Below are 15,101 nucleotides of genomic sequence, written 5' to 3' on the forward strand. Positions count from 1 at the left end.
GGAAGCTACTCACGAGTAACAATACCCGGAACGACGATGTTACGCAGCGCCTCGCGGCGTGACAACGGCGACAGCTCGGCTTCGTGCTCGGTGACGAACCGGCGCACGAGGTCCGGGTCGGTCTTGGCGTGCTCGCGCAGCGCCCACCCGATGCCCTTGCGCAGGAAGAAGTCCGAGTCCGCGGCGTTGGCGAGGACCGCGTCGGTGAGCAGGGCGACGTCGGTGCGGTGCTTCGCGCCGATCTGGCAGATGATCGACGTACGACGACGCCAGCGGTCGGCGTCGCGGACCCAGGCGCGCACGACCGGGGTGACGGCGTCGCGGTGCGCCAGCAGCAGCGGGCCCACCGAGCCGATGGCGACCTCGTCGACGTGGTCCCACCAGGCGCCGGTCACGATGAGGTGCTCGAACAAGGGGAGCGCGGCCGGGTCGGTGGCGTAGGGCACGTAGGGCCGGAGCTGGGCGAGGTGGGTGGCGGCGTAGCGCTCCTCGCGGTAGGTGGCGCCGTCCCAGAGCGCCAGGACCGCGGCCTGCCAGCTGGCGGCGTCGGGCAGCGGATGGTCGCGGAACACCGCGCGTAGGGCGGCGGTGCGTGCCGGCTTCTGCACGCCGAGGAACGGCATCGCCGACTTCATGTAGGCGCGCATCGGCTCGGCCTTCGCGGGATCGGCCGCGGCGCGCAACGCCGTCCGGACCGCATCGGTAAGAACTGTGTCGGCGGTGCTCATGGCCGCGGCCCCCTCCTGTGAATGATCACGTTCAGCACGAGATCTCGTGTCGCACCATGCCTGCAAGCCTCGTGATGCACGGGCAATCCCGGGTGGCGGCCCCCTCCTGTGAATGATCTCGTGCTTAACGTGATCATTTTCACGGGGTCCGGGGTGTCCGCCGCGTGTCGGAGGCGGGGTCGGCGCTAGGCTGAGCGCTTACATGGCCGGCTCTAACGATCTCATCGTGATCGGCGCCGGGCCCGCCGGGCTCGCCGCCGCGTGGCGGGCTGCCCAGCGCGGCATGAAGGTCACGCTGCTGGAGCGGGCCGACCACGTGGGCGGGTTGGCCGCGTCGTTCGAGGTCGGCGGCGTCCGGGTCGACCAAGGCTCGCACCGGCTCGACCCCAACACCCCGCCGGCGCTGCTGAGCGACCTGCACGCGCTGCTCGGCGACGACCTCCAGCGCCGCCGCCGCACCAGCCGCATCCGGGTCGGCGACCAATGGCTGGCGCTGCCGCTGCGCGCGGACGAGGTCGCCCGCCGGCTGCCCCCGTCGCTGCTGGCCAGGGTCGCACGCGACTCCACCATCGCGAAGTTCCGGCGGCAGCCGTCGGATACCTACGGTGGCCTGGTGCGCAGCCGCGTCGGTCCGGCCCTGTACGAGTCGGTCTACGGTCCGCTCGCCGAGAAGCACTGGGGCATGCCGGGCGACCGCATCAGCGCCGACCAGGCCCGCCGGCAGACCGACCGCATGGGCACCTGGCGAGTCGCGGCCCGCACGTTGGCCCGCAGCCGTCGCGGCCGCGGCGGCGCGCAGACCGGCGGCTACTTCTACCCCCGCACCGGTTTCGGGCAGCTCGTCGAGGCACTGGCCGACGCGGCCGTCACCGCCGGTGTCGAGATCCGCTGCGAGGCCGAGGTCGACCGTGTCCGGGTCACCGAGGACGAGGTCGAGGTCAGCACGCAGGACGGCGACGTCATCACCGGCGGGCTGGTGTTCTCGACGCTGCCGCTGCCGGTGCTGGCACGCATCTCGCGCCCGGCTCCGTCGCTGACGTCCATCGAGTCGTCGGCGCGGCTGCGCTACCGGGCGCTGCTGCTGGTCTACGTCGTGCACCAGGGCGGGCGGTGGACCCCGCACGACTCCCACGACATCCCCGACCCGCGCACGCCGGTGGTGCGCATCTCCGAGCCGCCCAACTACCGCAACAATCCCGCCGACCCCGCCGACCGCTCCGTGCTGTGCGCGGAGATCCCGTGCTCCATGACCGACGACGTGTGGGGCCTGGACGACGAGTCACTTGCCGACCTCGTGGACGAGACGCTCGGCCTGACCGGGCTGCCCAAGGCCAACCGGGTCCAGGTCGCGACCCGGCGGATCGGCCAAGTGCACCCGATCTACCGGGTCGGCTACGAGCAGGATCTCATCGACGTCGACACCTGGGCGCGCATGATCCGCCGGGTGGTGACCCTCGGCCGGCAGGGCCTGTTCGTCCTGGACAACGTCGACCAGGCGCTCCTCATGGCCTATGACGCCGTCGACGCAATCCGCGACGACGGCCGGTTCGACCGCTACGCCTGGACGGTCGCGCGGGAGCGGTTCGCCCGTTCCGCCCACGATGTCTGACGGTCGCCGTCGTCGCCCGCGAACATCATCAGGATTCCTCGCGCCTCACCATGCTCGCGATCGTGGTGTGACACGAGATCTCGTGCTGAACGTGATCATTCCCCAGACGGGGGGTGGGTCAGACGGGGTGGTTGAAGGCTTCGGCGACGGCGGCGGCGGTGAGCGCGATCTGCCACTCGCGTGCGCCGCGGGACCGGAACGCCTCGGCCACCGTCTCAGCCGTGACGGGCTCCGGCGGCGCCCAGGCCGCGCGGCGCAGCGTGTCGGGCGTGAGCAGGTTCTCGACCGGCAGCTCGAGCTCGTCGGCGATCTTCGCGACCCGGGCCCGGGCGGCGGTGAGCCGGGCCGCGGCGTCGGGCTGGCGGGCCGCCCAAGCGCGCGGCGGGGGAGGGCCGTCGTAGGGCGCGGTCTGCGGCGGCAGTTGGGTGTCAGGCATGGCGCGGGCCTCGGCCACGGCGCCGAACCATCGTGACAGCTCGCGCCGCTGGGAGCGGCCGCGGTACACCGGCATCGCCGCCATCGCCTCGGCGCTGGTCGGCATGGTGAGCGCGGCCTCGATGATGGCGGCGTCGGGGAGGACGCGGCCGGGGGAGAGGTCGCGCTGCTGGGCGAGGACGTCGCGGGCCTCCCAGAGCTGGCGGACGACGGCGAGCCGGCGGCGGTCGCGGACACGGTGCAGGCCCGACGTGCGCCGCCACGGGTCGGCGCGGGGCTCGTTCTGCGGGGCCGCGAGGACGGCGCCGAACTCCTCGTGCGCCCAGTCCAGCTTGTCAGCGGCCCGCAGCTGCTGCTCCAGCACGTCGCGCAGCTCGATGAGCAGCTCGACGTCGAGGGCGGCGTAGCGCAGCCAGTCCTCGGGCAGCGGCCGGGTGGACCAGTCCGCCGCGGAGTGGCCCTTCTCGAGCGTGTAACCCAAAACGCTGTCGACCAGCGCGCCGAGGCCGACGCGCGGCAGGCCCAACAGCCGGCCGGCGAGCTCGGTGTCGAACAGCCGGGTCGGGCGCATGCCGACCTCGTCGAGACATGCGAGGTCCTGCGAGGCGGCGTGCAGCACCCACTCGGCGTCGGCCAGCACCTCGCCGAGCTCGGCCAGCCGAGGCAGCGCGATGGGGTCGATCAGCGCCGTTCCGGCACCGGCGCGACGCAACTGGATGAGATAGGCGCGGTGGCCGTAGCGGTAGCCGGACGCGCGTTCGGCGTCGACGGCGACGGGACCGTCGGCGGCCGCGAACGCGTCGATTGTCGCGCGCAGGGTCGCCTGATCGACGACGACCTCGGGCAGACCGTCGCGGGGCTCGAGCAACGGCTTGGATTCGTCGCTGGTCAAGGGCTTCGCCTACGGCGTGTCTGCGGGATGGCGACGACGCCGGCGGGCAGCGGCACCAGGCCGGCGGCGGTGGAGAGAGCATCGCCCCAGGCCAGGGCGTGCGGGGTGAGGTCAGGGTCCAGCGGCGTCCAGGACGCGCGGATCTCGATCTCTGCGCTGGCCAGCTCGCCGGCCATGCCGCCGAAGCCCTCCGACGCCACGCGGGTGACGGTGCCGCTGGCCGCGGTGTAGGGCGCGAGGCGGGCGGCCAGGGCGTCGATCATCCAGGTCCAGCCGACCGCGAGCAGCAGCGGGTCGCTGCCCATCTCCGGTTCGAGGCTGGCACGCAGGTACGTCACGAGCCGGAACTCGCCGTGCCAGGCCTCCTGGCCGGCGGGGTCGTAGAGCAGCACGAGGCGACCGGTCGCGGTGGCCTCGTCGTCGTCATCCTCGACGAAGACGTCGGCGCTCAGCGCGTGCGTGTGCGGGGCCAGCCGCTTCGGGGCCGCCGTCTCCTCGAGGTGGACCTCTGACCGGAACTGCGCCGAGTGCAACGATTCCACCGCACGTTCGAAGACAGCCGGCACCCCGGGCTGGAGGCCCTCGGTGCTCCTTGCCACAATTGGCAGACTAGGCCCGTTTGGCGGCCGCGTCAGGCAGGCACGCCCGGCATGCGACCATCAGTGATGTGACCGTGACCTTCGACGACGACCCGTCCAGCTCCCCTTCCACGACCGCCGACCCGGCTCAGAGCCTGTTCGCCCGCGCCGCACGCGGCGAACGAACGAGCCGTCCACCTGTGTGGTTCATGCGCCAGGCCGGCCGCTCGCTGCCGGAGTACCGCCGGCTGCGCGAGGGCGTGCCGATGCTGGAGTCGTGCACCCGGCCGGACATGGTGACCGAGATCACGCTGCAGCCGGTGCGCAGATACGGCGTGGACGCCGCGATCTTCTACTCCGACATCGTGGTCCCGCTGCGGGCCGTCGGCGTCGACGTCGACGTCAAGCCCGGCGTCGGACCCGTTGTGGCGCACCCCATCCGCACCGGCGCCGACCTCGACCAGCTGCGCCCGCTCGAGCCCGACGACGTCCCGTACATCGACGAAGCGGTCCGCGCCCTGGTCGGCGAGTTGGGGCCGATTCCGCTCATCGGCTTCGCCGGCGCGCCGTTCACGCTGGCGTCATACCTGGTCGAGGGCGGCCCGTCGAAGCACCACGAGGCCACCAAGGCGCTGATGCACAGCCACCCTGACGTGTGGCACGAGCTGCTCAGCAGGGTCGCAGCCATCTCCGCGGCCTTCCTGGACGTACAGGTGCGGGCCGGTGCCAGTGCTGTGCAGCTGTTCGACTCGTGGGCCGGTGCGCTGTCGGCCGCCGACTACGCGAAGTTCGTGCTGCCGCACAGCGCCACCGTGCTCGACAGTGTCCTGGACGTTCCGCGCATCCACTTCGGGGTCGGGACGTCGGAGTTCCTGCCGCTCATGGCCTCGGCCGGTGCCGACGTCGTCGGCGTCGACTGGCGGCTGCCGCTGGACGAGGCCGCGCTGCGGGTGCCCGGCAAGCCGCTGCAGGGCAACCTCGACCCGGCGATCCTGGGTGCGGACCGGCCGGTCGTCGAGCGTGAGGTCGACCGCATCCTGGCCGAGGGCCGGCGCGCGCCGGCACACATCTTCAACCTCGGCCATGGCGTGCTCCCGGGCACCGACCCGGACGTGCTGGCCCGGGTGGTGGAGCAGGTTCAGGCGGTGGGCGCCTCGGAGGCGGCGGGGCCGCCCGGCTCGGCCTGACCCCGTCGCCGCCGGATCACGACGTACGCGGGGACCGCGACCACGGCGGCGACCACGGCGAACGGCAGTGCCGCGCCGACCACGGTGAGCAGCCCGCCGCCGACGGTGACCAACGCGTCCCAGCCGCCGGACAGGCCCCACAGGAACCCGCCATCGTCCTCGTCTTCCTCCGGCGGCGGCTCCTCGCCGGCGGCATGCAGCGTGAGGTTGACCGTCGCCATCGAGGTCAGCCCGGCCAGCTGCTCCTGCCGGCTGAGCAGCGCGTCCAGGTCGGCCTCGCGCCCGGCGAGCTCGGACTCGATCTCGACCACCTCCGCCAGCGCGGTCGCCTCGGCCAGTAGCGCCCGGATGCGCGCGATGCTGGCGCGCTGCGACTCGATACGCGACGCGGTGTCGATGACCTCCTGCGTGACATCCTCGGTGCTTCGGGACCGGTCGGTGACCTCGCCGAGCGCCTCCAGCTCCGTCACGGTTTCCTGGTGACCGTCGGAGGGCACCGACAGCGTCAGCGTCGCGTGGTCGTCGCCGCTGACCTGCTCGCTGGCGACGAAACCGCCGGCGGCCGCGACCATGGCGGCCGCCTGGTCGGCGGCGGCTGGCACGTCGTCGGTGGTGATGGTCAGGTCGACGGTGTAGATGATCTCCCGGTCGGTCAGGGACTGGGCCGCGTTGAGCACGCCGCTCTCAGCGGTGTCGCCTTCGGCCGGGGCGGCGGCGTCAGCGGCGTCGTCGGCCGCCGCATCGTCTTCATCGGGTCGCTCAGCGGCCGGGGCCTGCTGTGCTCCGCCGTCGCCGGCGGACGAGCTGTCGTCCCCGCCGGCACCGCAAGCGCCCAGGGCGAGCACCGCCACCAAGGTCGTCCCGATCGCACCCATCGTCGTCTGTCGCCGCATGATGCCCCTCCGAAGGTGTGGGCCGTTGCCGTCACGGGTGGGACGGGGGCAGCGCGCGCTCGGTTGCCGCTCAGGCGGTCACGATCGGGAAACGAGCAGGTCACGACGGTGTCGGCCAGGCGGCGAGCACCTGGGGCCAGTTCGCGGGTGAGCGGGTGCGATCCTGGAGGGCGTGACAGCAGTGCGGGTCGGCGTTGTCGGCGGAGGCATCAGCGGGCTGGCGGCGGCGTGGTTCCTGCGACAGTCGCTGGGCCCGGCCGCCGAGATCATCGTGTTCGAGAAGAAGCCCGATGTCGGTGGTCACCTCCGGGTGTCGGACGTCGCCGGGCACCCGGTCGACGAGGGTGCGGAGTCGCTGCTCGCGCGCCGGCCGGAGGCGGTCGACCTGGCGGCCGCGGTCGGCCTGGCCGACGACGTCGTGCACCCGGCCCCGGTGGGCGCCGGACTGTGGAGCCGCGACCGGATCCACCCGCTGCCCGCGGGCACGGTCATGGGCGTCCCGGCCGACCCGGCGCGACTGGCCGGGGTGCTGACGACGGCCGAGGTCGACGCCGCCCGGGCCGCCGACGCCGCGCCCGACGGCATGCCGCTGGAGTCCGACGTCGCGATCGGCCGCCTGGTGCGCGACCGGTTCGGCGCCGCGGTGGCCGACCGGATGGTCGAGCCGCTGCTGGGCGGCGTGTACGCCGGTCGCGCCGACGAGCTCTCACTGGACGCGACCGTCCCGGCGCTGGCCGCGGCCGCGCGGACGCATCCGTCGCTGGCGTCGGCGGCGGCCGCGGCCACTCGGCCGGCGTCGGCCCAGGGTCCGACGGAGTCGCGGCCGGTGTTCGCCGGGCTGCGTGGTGGGGTGGGGCGGCTGCCCGGCGCGGTCGCCGCGGCGGCTCGTGCCGACGTGCGGACCGGTGTCACGGTGCGCTCCCTGGAGCGCCGGTCGGACGGCTTCCGGCTGATCACCGGGCCGGTGCCGGACCCGTCCGCGGTGGACGTCGACGCGGTCGTGGTGGCGACCCCCGCCACGGCCTCGGCCCGGCTGCTGTCGTCGGTGGTGCCCGCCGCGGCGGCGTCGCTGGCCGAGATCGACGCCGCGAGCATGGCGATCGTGACCCTCGCGATGCCGGCCGCCGCGTTCCCGCAGCCGCCGTCGTCGTCGGGGTTCCTCGTGCCGCCGGTGGACGGCCGCACCATCAAGGCGGTGACGTACTCGTCGGTGAAGTGGCCGTGGCTGGGCTCGCGGACCGGCGAGCTGGTGCTGCTGCGCGCGTCGCTGGGCCGGCACCGCGAGGTCGAGCAGCTCCAGCGCGACGACGACGAGCTGGTCGCGGCGGTCCGTGCCGATCTGGGCACCGCCGTCGGGCTGACCGGCCAGATCGTCGACGCGCGGGTCACCCGGTGGGGCGGCGCGCTCCCGCAGTACGCCGTCGGCCATCTCGACCGGGTCGCGCGGGTGCACTCCGCCGTCGCCGGCGTGCCCGGGCTCGCGGTGTGTGGTGCCGTGTACGACGGCGTCGGGGTCGCGGCCTGCATCGGGTCGGCCCGAGACGCCGCGGCGAGGGTGGTCGCGCGGCTGTCGCAGCGGCGTGTCAGGATCGAGTCATGAGCAACGCGCCCACCCCGTCCCGCCCCAAGGCCCGCGAGCTGAACCAGGTTTTCCGCTACACCATGTGGTCGGTGTTCCGGCTGCGCACGCCGCTGGGTGCGGCCGACCGGGCGGCGCTGGCCGCGGGGGTCGCGGCGCTCTTCGACGAGCTGGCCGGCAAGGACGTCGTCGTGCGCGGCACCTACGACGTCGCCGGGCTGCGCGCCGACGCCGACCTCATGATCTGGTGGCACGCACCCGCCGTCGAGGAGCTGCAGGCCGCCTACCAGCGGTTCCGCTCCACCACGCTGGGGCGCGAGCTCGACCCCGTCTGGTCGCAGGTGGCGCTGCACCGACCGGCGGAGTTCAACAAGAGCCACATCCCCGCCTTCCTCGCCGACGAGCAGCCGCGCGCCTTCATCTGCGTCTACCCGTTCGTACGGTCCTACGAGTGGTACCTTCTGCCCGACCCCGAACGCCGCGCCATGCTCGCCGAACACGGCCAGATGGCGCGCGACTACCCCGACGTGCGCGCCAACACCGTCGCCTCCTTCGCCCTGGGCGACTACGAGTGGATGCTGGCCTTCGAAGCCGACGAGCTGCACCGCATCGTCGACCTCATGCGGCACCTGCGCGGCTCGACCGCACGCCGGCACGTCCGCGAGGAGGTGCCGTTCTACACCGGCCGGCGCCTCGAGGTCTCCGAGCTCGTCACGTCGCTGCCATGATCAACGAGGTGCAGGGCGTGCCATAGGAAGGTGGGGGATGTGCCCGTCGAGGAACTCGGGGCCGGTGACCTCGTAGCCGTAGCGGCGGTAGAAGTCGGCCAGGTGGGACTGGGCGGCCAGGACGCTGGGGCGGTCGCCGATGTGGTCCAGGGCGGCGGACATGAGCCGGCCGGCGAGGCCGAGCCCGCGCGCGTCGGCGGCAACGACCACCCGGCCGATGCGGGCGACGCCGTCGGTGTCGTCGAGGATGCGCAGGTAGGCGACCGGTTCGTCGCCACGGGAGAGCCAGACGTGGACGGTGCCGGGCTGGGGGTCGCGGCCGTCGAGCTCGGGGTAAGCATCGCCCTGCTCGACGACGAAGACGTCGACCCGCAGGCGCAGCAGCCGGTACAGCGTCGCCGCGTCGAGATCGGTGAACCGGGCGATCCGTAGGGTGAGGTCGTCGGCGACGGTCATGCCGCGCGCCGCTGCAGCGCGATGCCGTTGATGCAGTACCGCAGGTCGGTGGGCGTCGGGAAGCCCTCGCCGGAGAAGACGTGGCCCAGGTGTGACCCGCAGCGGGCGCAGCGGACCTCGGTACGGACGGTGCCGAAGCCGCGGTCCTCGATGTACTCGACGCGGTCCTCGGCCAGCGGCGCGTAGAACGACGGCCACCCGCAGTGGGCGTCGAACTTGGTGGCGGTCTCGAACAGCTCTGCGCCGCAGGCTCGGCACGAGTAGACGAAGGGGCTGTCGTCGGCGTGCTCCAGAGGGCTGGTGCCGGCCCGTTCGGTGCCGGCCTCACGCAGGACGTGGTACTCCTCGGGCGTCAGCTCCGCGCGCCATTCGGCGTCGCTCTTCTCCACCTCGTACGACATGGAACCGAACCTAGTCCCGTCCGTCCGGAATCCTGGCATGGGGTCGTAGATCGCTGAGAATCATGATGCCGGAGGCCTTGGCATCGGAGGCGTCATGGACGTGGTGTTCCTCATCGGGCGAATCCTGTTCGTCGCAGTCGTCCTGAGCAGTGGGGTGGCCCACCTGACCAGCACGGCCGCGATGGCCGGCGCCGCGCCGATCCCGCTGTTCGACGTCTGAGCCGCGCGGCGAGGTGCGGGTCAGGCGGAGGCGCGGGTCAGTCGAAGGTGGCACGGCGGGAGGGCTGGACCCGCAGCGGCTCGCCGGGCATCTTCGGGTACTCCGGCGGGTACGGCAGATCGCCGAGGTCGTGGTCGCGTTCGTCGCGGGCGGCCAGCTCCAGCAGCGGCTCCAGCGAGAACGCGGCCTCCGCGATACCGGCGTGCAGGTCGCCGACCTCGGCGAACCGGGCCGGCATGGTGGTGATGTCGAAGTCCTCGGGTCGGGCGTCGTCGACCTCGCCCCAGCTCAGCGGCGCGGACACGGTCCCACGCGGACGGGGCCGCACGGAGTAGGCGGAGGCGATGGTGCGGTCGCGCGCCATCTGGTTGAAGTCGATGAAGATGCGCTCGCCGCGTTCCTCCTTCCACCAGCTCATGGTCACCTGGTCCGGTAGCCGGCGCTCCAGCTCGCGGCCGAAGGCGATGACGGCGCGGCGGGCCTGCACGAAGTCCCACATCGGCTGCACGGGGACGTACAGGTGCATGCCGCGGCCGCCGGAGGTCTTCGGGAAGCCCTCCATGTCCAGCTCGTGCAGCAGAGCCCGGGCCTCGTGGGCGACCTTGACCGCGTCGGCGTAGTCGGTGCCGGGCTGCGGGTCGAGGTCGATGCGCAGCTGGTCGGGGTGCTCGACGTCGTCGCGGCGCACCGGCCACGGATGGAACGTGAGCGTGCCGAGGTTGGCCGCCCAGGCGACGACGGCGACCTCGGTGGGGCAGACCTCGTCTGCGGTGCGCCCGCTGGGGAACGCGACCTGCGCGGTCTCGACCCACGACGGCGCACCCTTGGGCACCCGCTTCTGGTAGAAGGCGTCGCCGCGGTTGTCCTGGCGGGTGGAGAGGCGGGCGCCCTCGAAGACCCCGGCCGGCCAACGTTCCAGGGTGGTGGGACGGTCGCGCAGTGCGCCGAGGATGCCGGCGCCGACGGCGAGGAAGTACTCGACGACGTCGCGCTTGGTCAGGCCGCGCTCGGGGAAGTACACCTTGTCGGGACTGGACACCCGCACGGCGCGGCCGCCGGCCTCGACCTCGATGGCCTCCTTCATGCGGTGTCGTTCTCGATGCGGCCGCGTTGGTCCTGTTCGGCTTCGGCCTCCCAGTCCGGCTCGCCGCGGGCCAGCAGGTGCAGCACTGGCACCTTGAGCCGGCGGCGGGCCCGGGCGGTCCAGTCGACGTGGAACAGCTCGGCGATGACGTGCGGCCGGGTGAGGATGATGACCTCGGCGGCGCCGCACTCCTGGACCAGCGCGCACAGCCGGTCCAGCGGGTCGGTGGCGGTGACCTCACCACCGGCCTGCGCGCCGACGGCGGCGAACGCGCGCAGCGACTCGGCCAGCGCCCGTTTGCTCGCCTCGCGGATCTCTTCATGCACCCGCTCGAGGTCGGCCTCGTCGACGTACATGGCCGCCGTGCCCATGACCTCACTGGCAGCGAGCGATCCGATGGTGGACTCCACCCGGCTGGCGGCGTCCTCGACCGGTATCAGGACGTGGTAGCGCACCGGCTCGGGGGTATCCGTGTGCAAAGCGACGATCTGTCGGGCGTCCCAGTCTGCGACGGGCTCTTCCACGAGCACCACGATGTTGTAGGACATGGCCCACCTCCACGGGTCGGCGCCGGGCTCGGCGTCGGCATGGTCCGGCACCATACAGGGCTACTCTCATTCTCCCTCAGACCCGGCAGCATAAGCGAGGCCGGCGCCGCCTGCCGGTCAAACGCGCCCGGTGGCCAGGACGTCGGCGAGGTCGAACTTCACCGGCTCCTCCAACTGCGCATACGTGCACGACGACGGGTCGCGGTCGGGCCGCCAGCGCACGAACTGGGCGGTGTGCCGGAACCGCACGCCCTCCATGTGGTCGTACCGGACCTCTACCACCCGGTCCGGCCGCAGCGGCACGAATGACAGGTCCTTGCCGGCGCTCCACCGGCTGAACTCGGCGTTGCGCGGGGTGCGGGCGCCCTCCTCCTGCTTCGCCCACGACCAGGGGTGATCGTCGAAGGAGGTGACCAGCGGCTGCAACTCTTCGAAGAGCTCCTGGCGCCGCTGCATCGGGAACGCCCCGATGACGCCGACACTGGCCAGTACGCCGTCGTCGTCGAACAGGCCGAGCAGCAGAGATCCGATGCGGTCGGGGCCGCTCTTGTGCACGCGGTAGCCTGCGACGACGCAGTCGGCCGTGCGCTCGTGCTTGATCTTGAACATCACGCGCTTGTCGGGCTCGTAGACCCCGTCCAGCGGCTTGGCGATGACGCCGTCGAGCCCGGCGCCCTCGAACTGGTGGAACCACTGCTCGGCCAGCGTCTTGTCGGTGGTGGCGGCAGTGACGTGGACCGGCGCGTCGGCACTGGCCAGGGCCTCGACGAGGGCGGCGCGTCGCTCGCGGAAGGGCCGGGCGGAGTAGTCGGTGTCGTCCAGGGCCAGCAGGTCGAACGCGACGAACCGGGCCGGGGTGGTCTCAGACAGCATCTTCACCCGGCTGGCGGCGGGGTGGATGCGCTGTTGCAGCAGCTCGAAGTCGAGACGGTCGCCAGACGGGCCGATCAGCACGATCTCGCCGTCGACGACGCACCGATCGGGCAGGTTGGCGCGGAACGCCTCGACCAGCTCAGGGAAGTACCGCGTCATCGGCCGCTCGTTGCGGCTGCCGATCTCGACGTCGTCGCCGTCGCGGAAGATGACCGAGCGGAAGCCGTCCCACTTCGGCTCGAAGCTGAGCTCGCCGTCGGGGATGCCCTTGATGGGCTTGGCCAGCATCGGTGCCACGGGCGGCAGGACCGGAAGTCGCATGAGGCCAGTGTGTACCACGCCACCGACACCTGGTCAGTCGCGGCGCGCGAGCCACCGCATCAGCAGCGTGTCGTCCGCCGCCAGAAGGTGCCCCAGTGTCCAGGTGCTGTGCAGGGTCAGGGCCGACTCGACCAGCCGCGCGGAGTGCCCGCCGACCATCGTCGGAGTCAGGGTGTAGCACAGCTCGTCCAGCCGGCCGGCGGCCACGAGGTGCCCGAGCAGGTGCGCCCCGCCCTCGCAGAGGATGCGGGTGAGACCGCGCGCGGCCAGCGCGTCCACCGCCGCGTGCACGTCCAGGGAGGTCTCACCGGCGACGACGACGTCGGCCACGGCGGCCAGCGCGGCCCGGCGGTCGGCCGGCGCGGCCTCGACGGTCAGCACGATGGTGCGGTGCGTGGCCTGCGTGAACAGCGGCGCGTCCGGGTCCAGCTCGAGCCGGCCGCTGACGACGGCGATCGGAAGGTCCGCTGGTCCGTACCGCTCGGCCCGGACGGTCCCGGCGCCGGCGACGACGACGTCGGCCAGCCGCCGCAGCAGCGACAGCACCACCCGGTCCGGCGGGCTGGACACCGTCGCCGACCGGCCGTTCGGGCCCTGGGTCGCGCCGTCGAGGCTGGTCACCATGTTGGCGCGCACCCACGCGCGGTCGTCGGCGGCGTCGGGGTAGGCGTAGGCGGTCTCGAGGTCGACGGGCCCGGATCGGGGCGGATAAAGCTGCTGCACGGCAGAACCATACGATCGTGGCCGTGCCGGAACGCCTCACCGACCGCCGGCCGGACGTTCCCGCGTCGCGGCTGATCGGCGACATGGTGCCGCCGCCGCGGTTCGATGCGGTGCGGTTCGATACGTACCGGGCCGACCCGGCGGTGCCCAGCCAGGCGGCGGCGGTCGAGGTGGCACGGTCGTTCGCGACGTCCGTGGCCCCTTCCGCGCGTCCACGCGGCTGGCTGCGTCGCCGAGCCCTGTCGCCGGCGGTGGATCCGGCCACCGGGCTGTACTTCGACGGGGGATTCGGCGTCGGCAAGACCCACCTGCTGGCGTCGCTGTGGCACGCGGCGCCGCTGCCGGCGGGGGAGAAGCTGTTCTGCACGTTCGTCGAGTTGACCAACCTCGCCGGGGCGCTCGGCTTCGCCCCCGCCGTCACCGCGCTGAGCACGCACCGGCTGGTCTGCGTCGACGAGTTCGAGCTCGACGACCCGGGCGACACGGTGCTCGTCTCCACCCTGCTCGGCCGGCTCGCCGTGCAGGGTGTCCGGCTGGCCGCCACCAGCAACACGCTGCCCGACCAGCTGGGGGAGGGCCGGTTCGCCGCGGCGGACTTCCTGCGTGAGATCCAGCGGCTGGCCGACCGGTTCCAGGTGGTGCGTGTCGACGGCGACGACTACCGGCATCGTGGCCTGCCGACGGCGCCGGAACCGGCCACGGACGCCGTCGTGACCGCGTCGGCCACTGGTGGCGGCGTCACACTCGACGACTTCGACGCGCTCACCGCCCACCTGGCCACCGTCCACCCGTCGCGGTACGGACCGCTGCTCGACGGGGTCCGGCGCGTGCACCTGCGGGGCGTGCGCACCGTCGACGACCAAGCCACCGCGCTGCGCCTTGTCGTCCTCGCCGACCGGCTCTACGACCGCGACGTCCCGGTCGTCGCCGGCGGGGTCGCGCTGGACCGGCTGTTCACCGCGGACCTGCTGGCCGGCGGCTACCGCAAGAAGTACGTCCGGGCGATCAGCCGGCTGACCGCGCTGAGCCGAGACGGCGCCGCCTCTCTCGGATCGCGGTAACGGCGCTGGCAAGCGAGGCCGCGGGGGGAAGACTGCCAAGCGTGCACGCCCCGGCGGACGAGGAGAAGCGCCGCCTACCCGGCGCTGGCACCGGACGTCGAAGCCGCCGGCGGCACGTTCGTGGACGCGCCGGGGTCGTCGACGGCAACCCGGTGACCGGCCGGGACTTGGCCCGACTACCCGCAGTGGTTCGGGGCGTTCATGGAGCAGCTGCGGACGGGCGTACCCGCCTGACGGTCTCAGGCGTGCTGGGTGTCGGCGAGGACGATCCAGTCGCGGGGGTCCGTCGTGAGCCCGTCGACCTGCTCGTCCAGGGCGAACAGGGACGGGCGGGTGGCGACCCCCACGGCCCACGCCTCGTCCACCAGGACCTCGTTGAGCTGCGCGTAGGCGGCCTCCTGGGCCTGCGGGGTGACGGCCGTCCGGGCGGCGGCGACGGCTTGGATGTAGGCGTCGGGCACGGCATCGCGCATGATCACGTTGTCGGCACTTGCCAGCATCTGTCGGGGCCGCGAGATCAGGGATGGGCTCTGCAGGTTGTTGGGCTGAGCGCCGATGGCGCATTGCAGCTCGCTCGCGATGAGCGCGTCGAGGAACCTGGTCTGTTCCATGGGCTCGATGGTGAGCTCGAAGCCGATCTTGTCCAGGTCGGCTTGGATGATTTGGAGGATTTCGATGGCGCCGGGTTCGTCGCCGACGCCGGCGACGGCTTGGCGGGGGCCGCCGGCGGCGTCGAGCATGGCCGCGGCGGCGTCGAGGTCGAAGCTGTGTGAGTCCAGGTAGGC

At 72.8% G+C, this 15,101-nt stretch carries 16 protein-coding genes and 1 pseudogene; 6 read left to right on the plus strand and 11 right to left on the minus strand.

Annotation, left to right across the window (positions count from 1 at the left end; translation table 11 throughout):
• Positions 1-5: 5 nt before the first annotated feature.
• Entirely contained in the window at positions 6-728 is a 723-nt protein-coding gene (locus E1269_RS28880; protein ID WP_131901174.1) for a DNA alkylation repair protein, read from the minus strand.
• Between the two features lie 202 nt (positions 729-930).
• Between E1269_RS28880 and E1269_RS28885 the strand changes: the two genes are divergently transcribed.
• Entirely contained in the window at positions 931-2,337 is a 1,407-nt protein-coding gene (locus tag E1269_RS28885) for a protoporphyrinogen/coproporphyrinogen oxidase (protein WP_131901177.1), read from the plus strand.
• Between the two features lie 118 nt (positions 2,338-2,455).
• Here E1269_RS28885 and E1269_RS28890 read toward each other — a convergent pair whose 3' ends face one another.
• On the minus strand, positions 2,456-3,664 hold the full coding sequence (locus tag E1269_RS28890; RefSeq protein WP_203434176.1) for an HRDC domain-containing protein: 1,209 nt from the start codon (positions 3,662-3,664) through the stop codon (positions 2,456-2,458).
• Positions 3,661-4,263, minus strand: coding sequence for a DUF3000 domain-containing protein (locus tag E1269_RS28895; protein WP_203434177.1), 603 nt, complete (start codon positions 4,261-4,263; stop codon positions 3,661-3,663). Before E1269_RS28895 ends, E1269_RS28890 begins: the two co-directional genes overlap by 4 nt.
• Positions 4,264-4,337: 74 nt before the next feature.
• On the opposite strand from E1269_RS28895, the gene hemE reads away from it, so the two are divergent.
• Entirely contained in the window at positions 4,338-5,429 is a 1,092-nt protein-coding gene (gene hemE / locus E1269_RS28900; RefSeq protein WP_420810685.1) for a uroporphyrinogen decarboxylase, read from the plus strand.
• Here the strand turns inward: hemE and E1269_RS28905 are convergent.
• Positions 5,381-6,322: a DUF4349 domain-containing protein gene (locus E1269_RS28905; protein WP_131901181.1), complete on the minus strand. Its 942-nt coding sequence runs from the start codon at positions 6,320-6,322 to the stop codon at positions 5,381-5,383. The two genes, hemE and E1269_RS28905, sit on opposite strands and share 49 nt — an antisense overlap.
• A 172-nt stretch (positions 6,323-6,494) precedes the next feature.
• Between E1269_RS28905 and hemG the strand changes: the two genes are divergently transcribed.
• Both hemG and hemQ read left to right on the plus strand, forming a co-directional pair.
• Positions 6,495-7,922: a protoporphyrinogen oxidase gene (gene hemG, locus E1269_RS28910; RefSeq protein WP_131901183.1), complete on the plus strand. Its 1,428-nt coding sequence runs from the start codon at positions 6,495-6,497 to the stop codon at positions 7,920-7,922.
• A complete protein-coding gene (hemQ, locus tag E1269_RS28915) occupies positions 7,919-8,629 on the plus strand; it encodes a hydrogen peroxide-dependent heme synthase (RefSeq protein WP_131901185.1) in 711 nt (236 codons plus the stop codon). The genes hemG and hemQ overlap by 4 nt, the downstream gene beginning before the upstream one ends.
• Here the strand turns inward: hemQ and E1269_RS28920 are convergent, their stop codons facing one another.
• Together E1269_RS28920 and msrB are read right to left on the minus strand one after the other, a co-directional pair.
• The gene (locus tag E1269_RS28920; RefSeq protein ID WP_131901187.1) at positions 8,630-9,085 is read right to left on the minus strand and encodes a GNAT family N-acetyltransferase; all 456 of its coding nucleotides are present in this window, start codon (positions 9,083-9,085) and stop codon (positions 8,630-8,632) included. It abuts the gene before it with no gap.
• On the minus strand, positions 9,082-9,486 hold the full coding sequence (gene msrB / locus E1269_RS28925; RefSeq protein WP_131901189.1) for a peptide-methionine (R)-S-oxide reductase MsrB: 405 nt from the start codon (positions 9,484-9,486) through the stop codon (positions 9,082-9,084). The genes E1269_RS28920 and msrB overlap by 4 nt, the downstream gene beginning before the upstream one ends.
• A gap of 94 nt (positions 9,487-9,580) precedes the next feature.
• On the opposite strand from msrB, the gene E1269_RS33975 reads away from it, so the two are divergent.
• On the plus strand, positions 9,581-9,706 hold the full coding sequence (locus tag E1269_RS33975; RefSeq protein ID WP_275264653.1) for a hypothetical protein: 126 nt from the start codon (positions 9,581-9,583) through the stop codon (positions 9,704-9,706).
• A gap of 37 nt (positions 9,707-9,743) precedes the next feature.
• On the opposite strand, the gene ligD is transcribed toward E1269_RS33975, so the two are convergent.
• The 4 genes from ligD to E1269_RS28945 all read right to left on the minus strand — a co-directional run bounded on the left by ligD (position 9,744) and on the right by E1269_RS28945 (position 13,255).
• The gene (ligD, locus tag E1269_RS28930; protein WP_131901191.1) at positions 9,744-10,790 is read right to left on the minus strand and encodes a non-homologous end-joining DNA ligase; all 1,047 of its coding nucleotides are present in this window, start codon (positions 10,788-10,790) and stop codon (positions 9,744-9,746) included.
• Positions 10,787-11,392 carry a hypothetical protein gene (locus E1269_RS28935; RefSeq protein ID WP_203434178.1) on the minus strand — a complete coding sequence of 202 codons (606 nt, stop codon included), beginning with the start codon at positions 11,390-11,392 and terminating at the stop codon, positions 10,787-10,789. The genes ligD and E1269_RS28935 overlap by 4 nt, the downstream gene beginning before the upstream one ends.
• A gap of 63 nt (positions 11,393-11,455) precedes the next feature.
• On the minus strand, positions 11,456-12,532 hold the full coding sequence (locus E1269_RS28940; protein WP_131901193.1) for an ATP-dependent DNA ligase: 1,077 nt from the start codon (positions 12,530-12,532) through the stop codon (positions 11,456-11,458).
• A gap of 33 nt (positions 12,533-12,565) precedes the next feature.
• Positions 12,566-13,255 (minus strand): dihydrofolate reductase family protein, encoded by a 690-nt coding sequence (locus E1269_RS28945; RefSeq protein ID WP_203434179.1) that lies wholly within the window; start codon positions 13,253-13,255, stop codon positions 12,566-12,568.
• A 17-nt stretch (positions 13,256-13,272) separates the two neighbouring features.
• Here E1269_RS28945 and zapE point away from each other — a divergent pair, with 17 nt between their 5' ends.
• Complete coding sequence (gene zapE, locus E1269_RS28950; protein WP_420810684.1) at positions 13,273-14,316, plus strand: cell division protein ZapE; 1,044 nt, start codon at positions 13,273-13,275, stop codon at positions 14,314-14,316.
• Positions 14,317-14,555: 239 nt separating this feature from the next.
• Here zapE and E1269_RS28960 read toward each other — a convergent pair.
• Positions 14,556-15,101, minus strand: a pseudogene (locus tag E1269_RS28960) (ABC transporter substrate-binding protein); the annotation flags it as partial.

It is taken from the genome of Jiangella asiatica (genome assembly GCF_004349065.1).
Lineage (GTDB): Bacteria > Actinomycetota > Actinomycetes > Jiangellales > Jiangellaceae > Jiangella > Jiangella asiatica.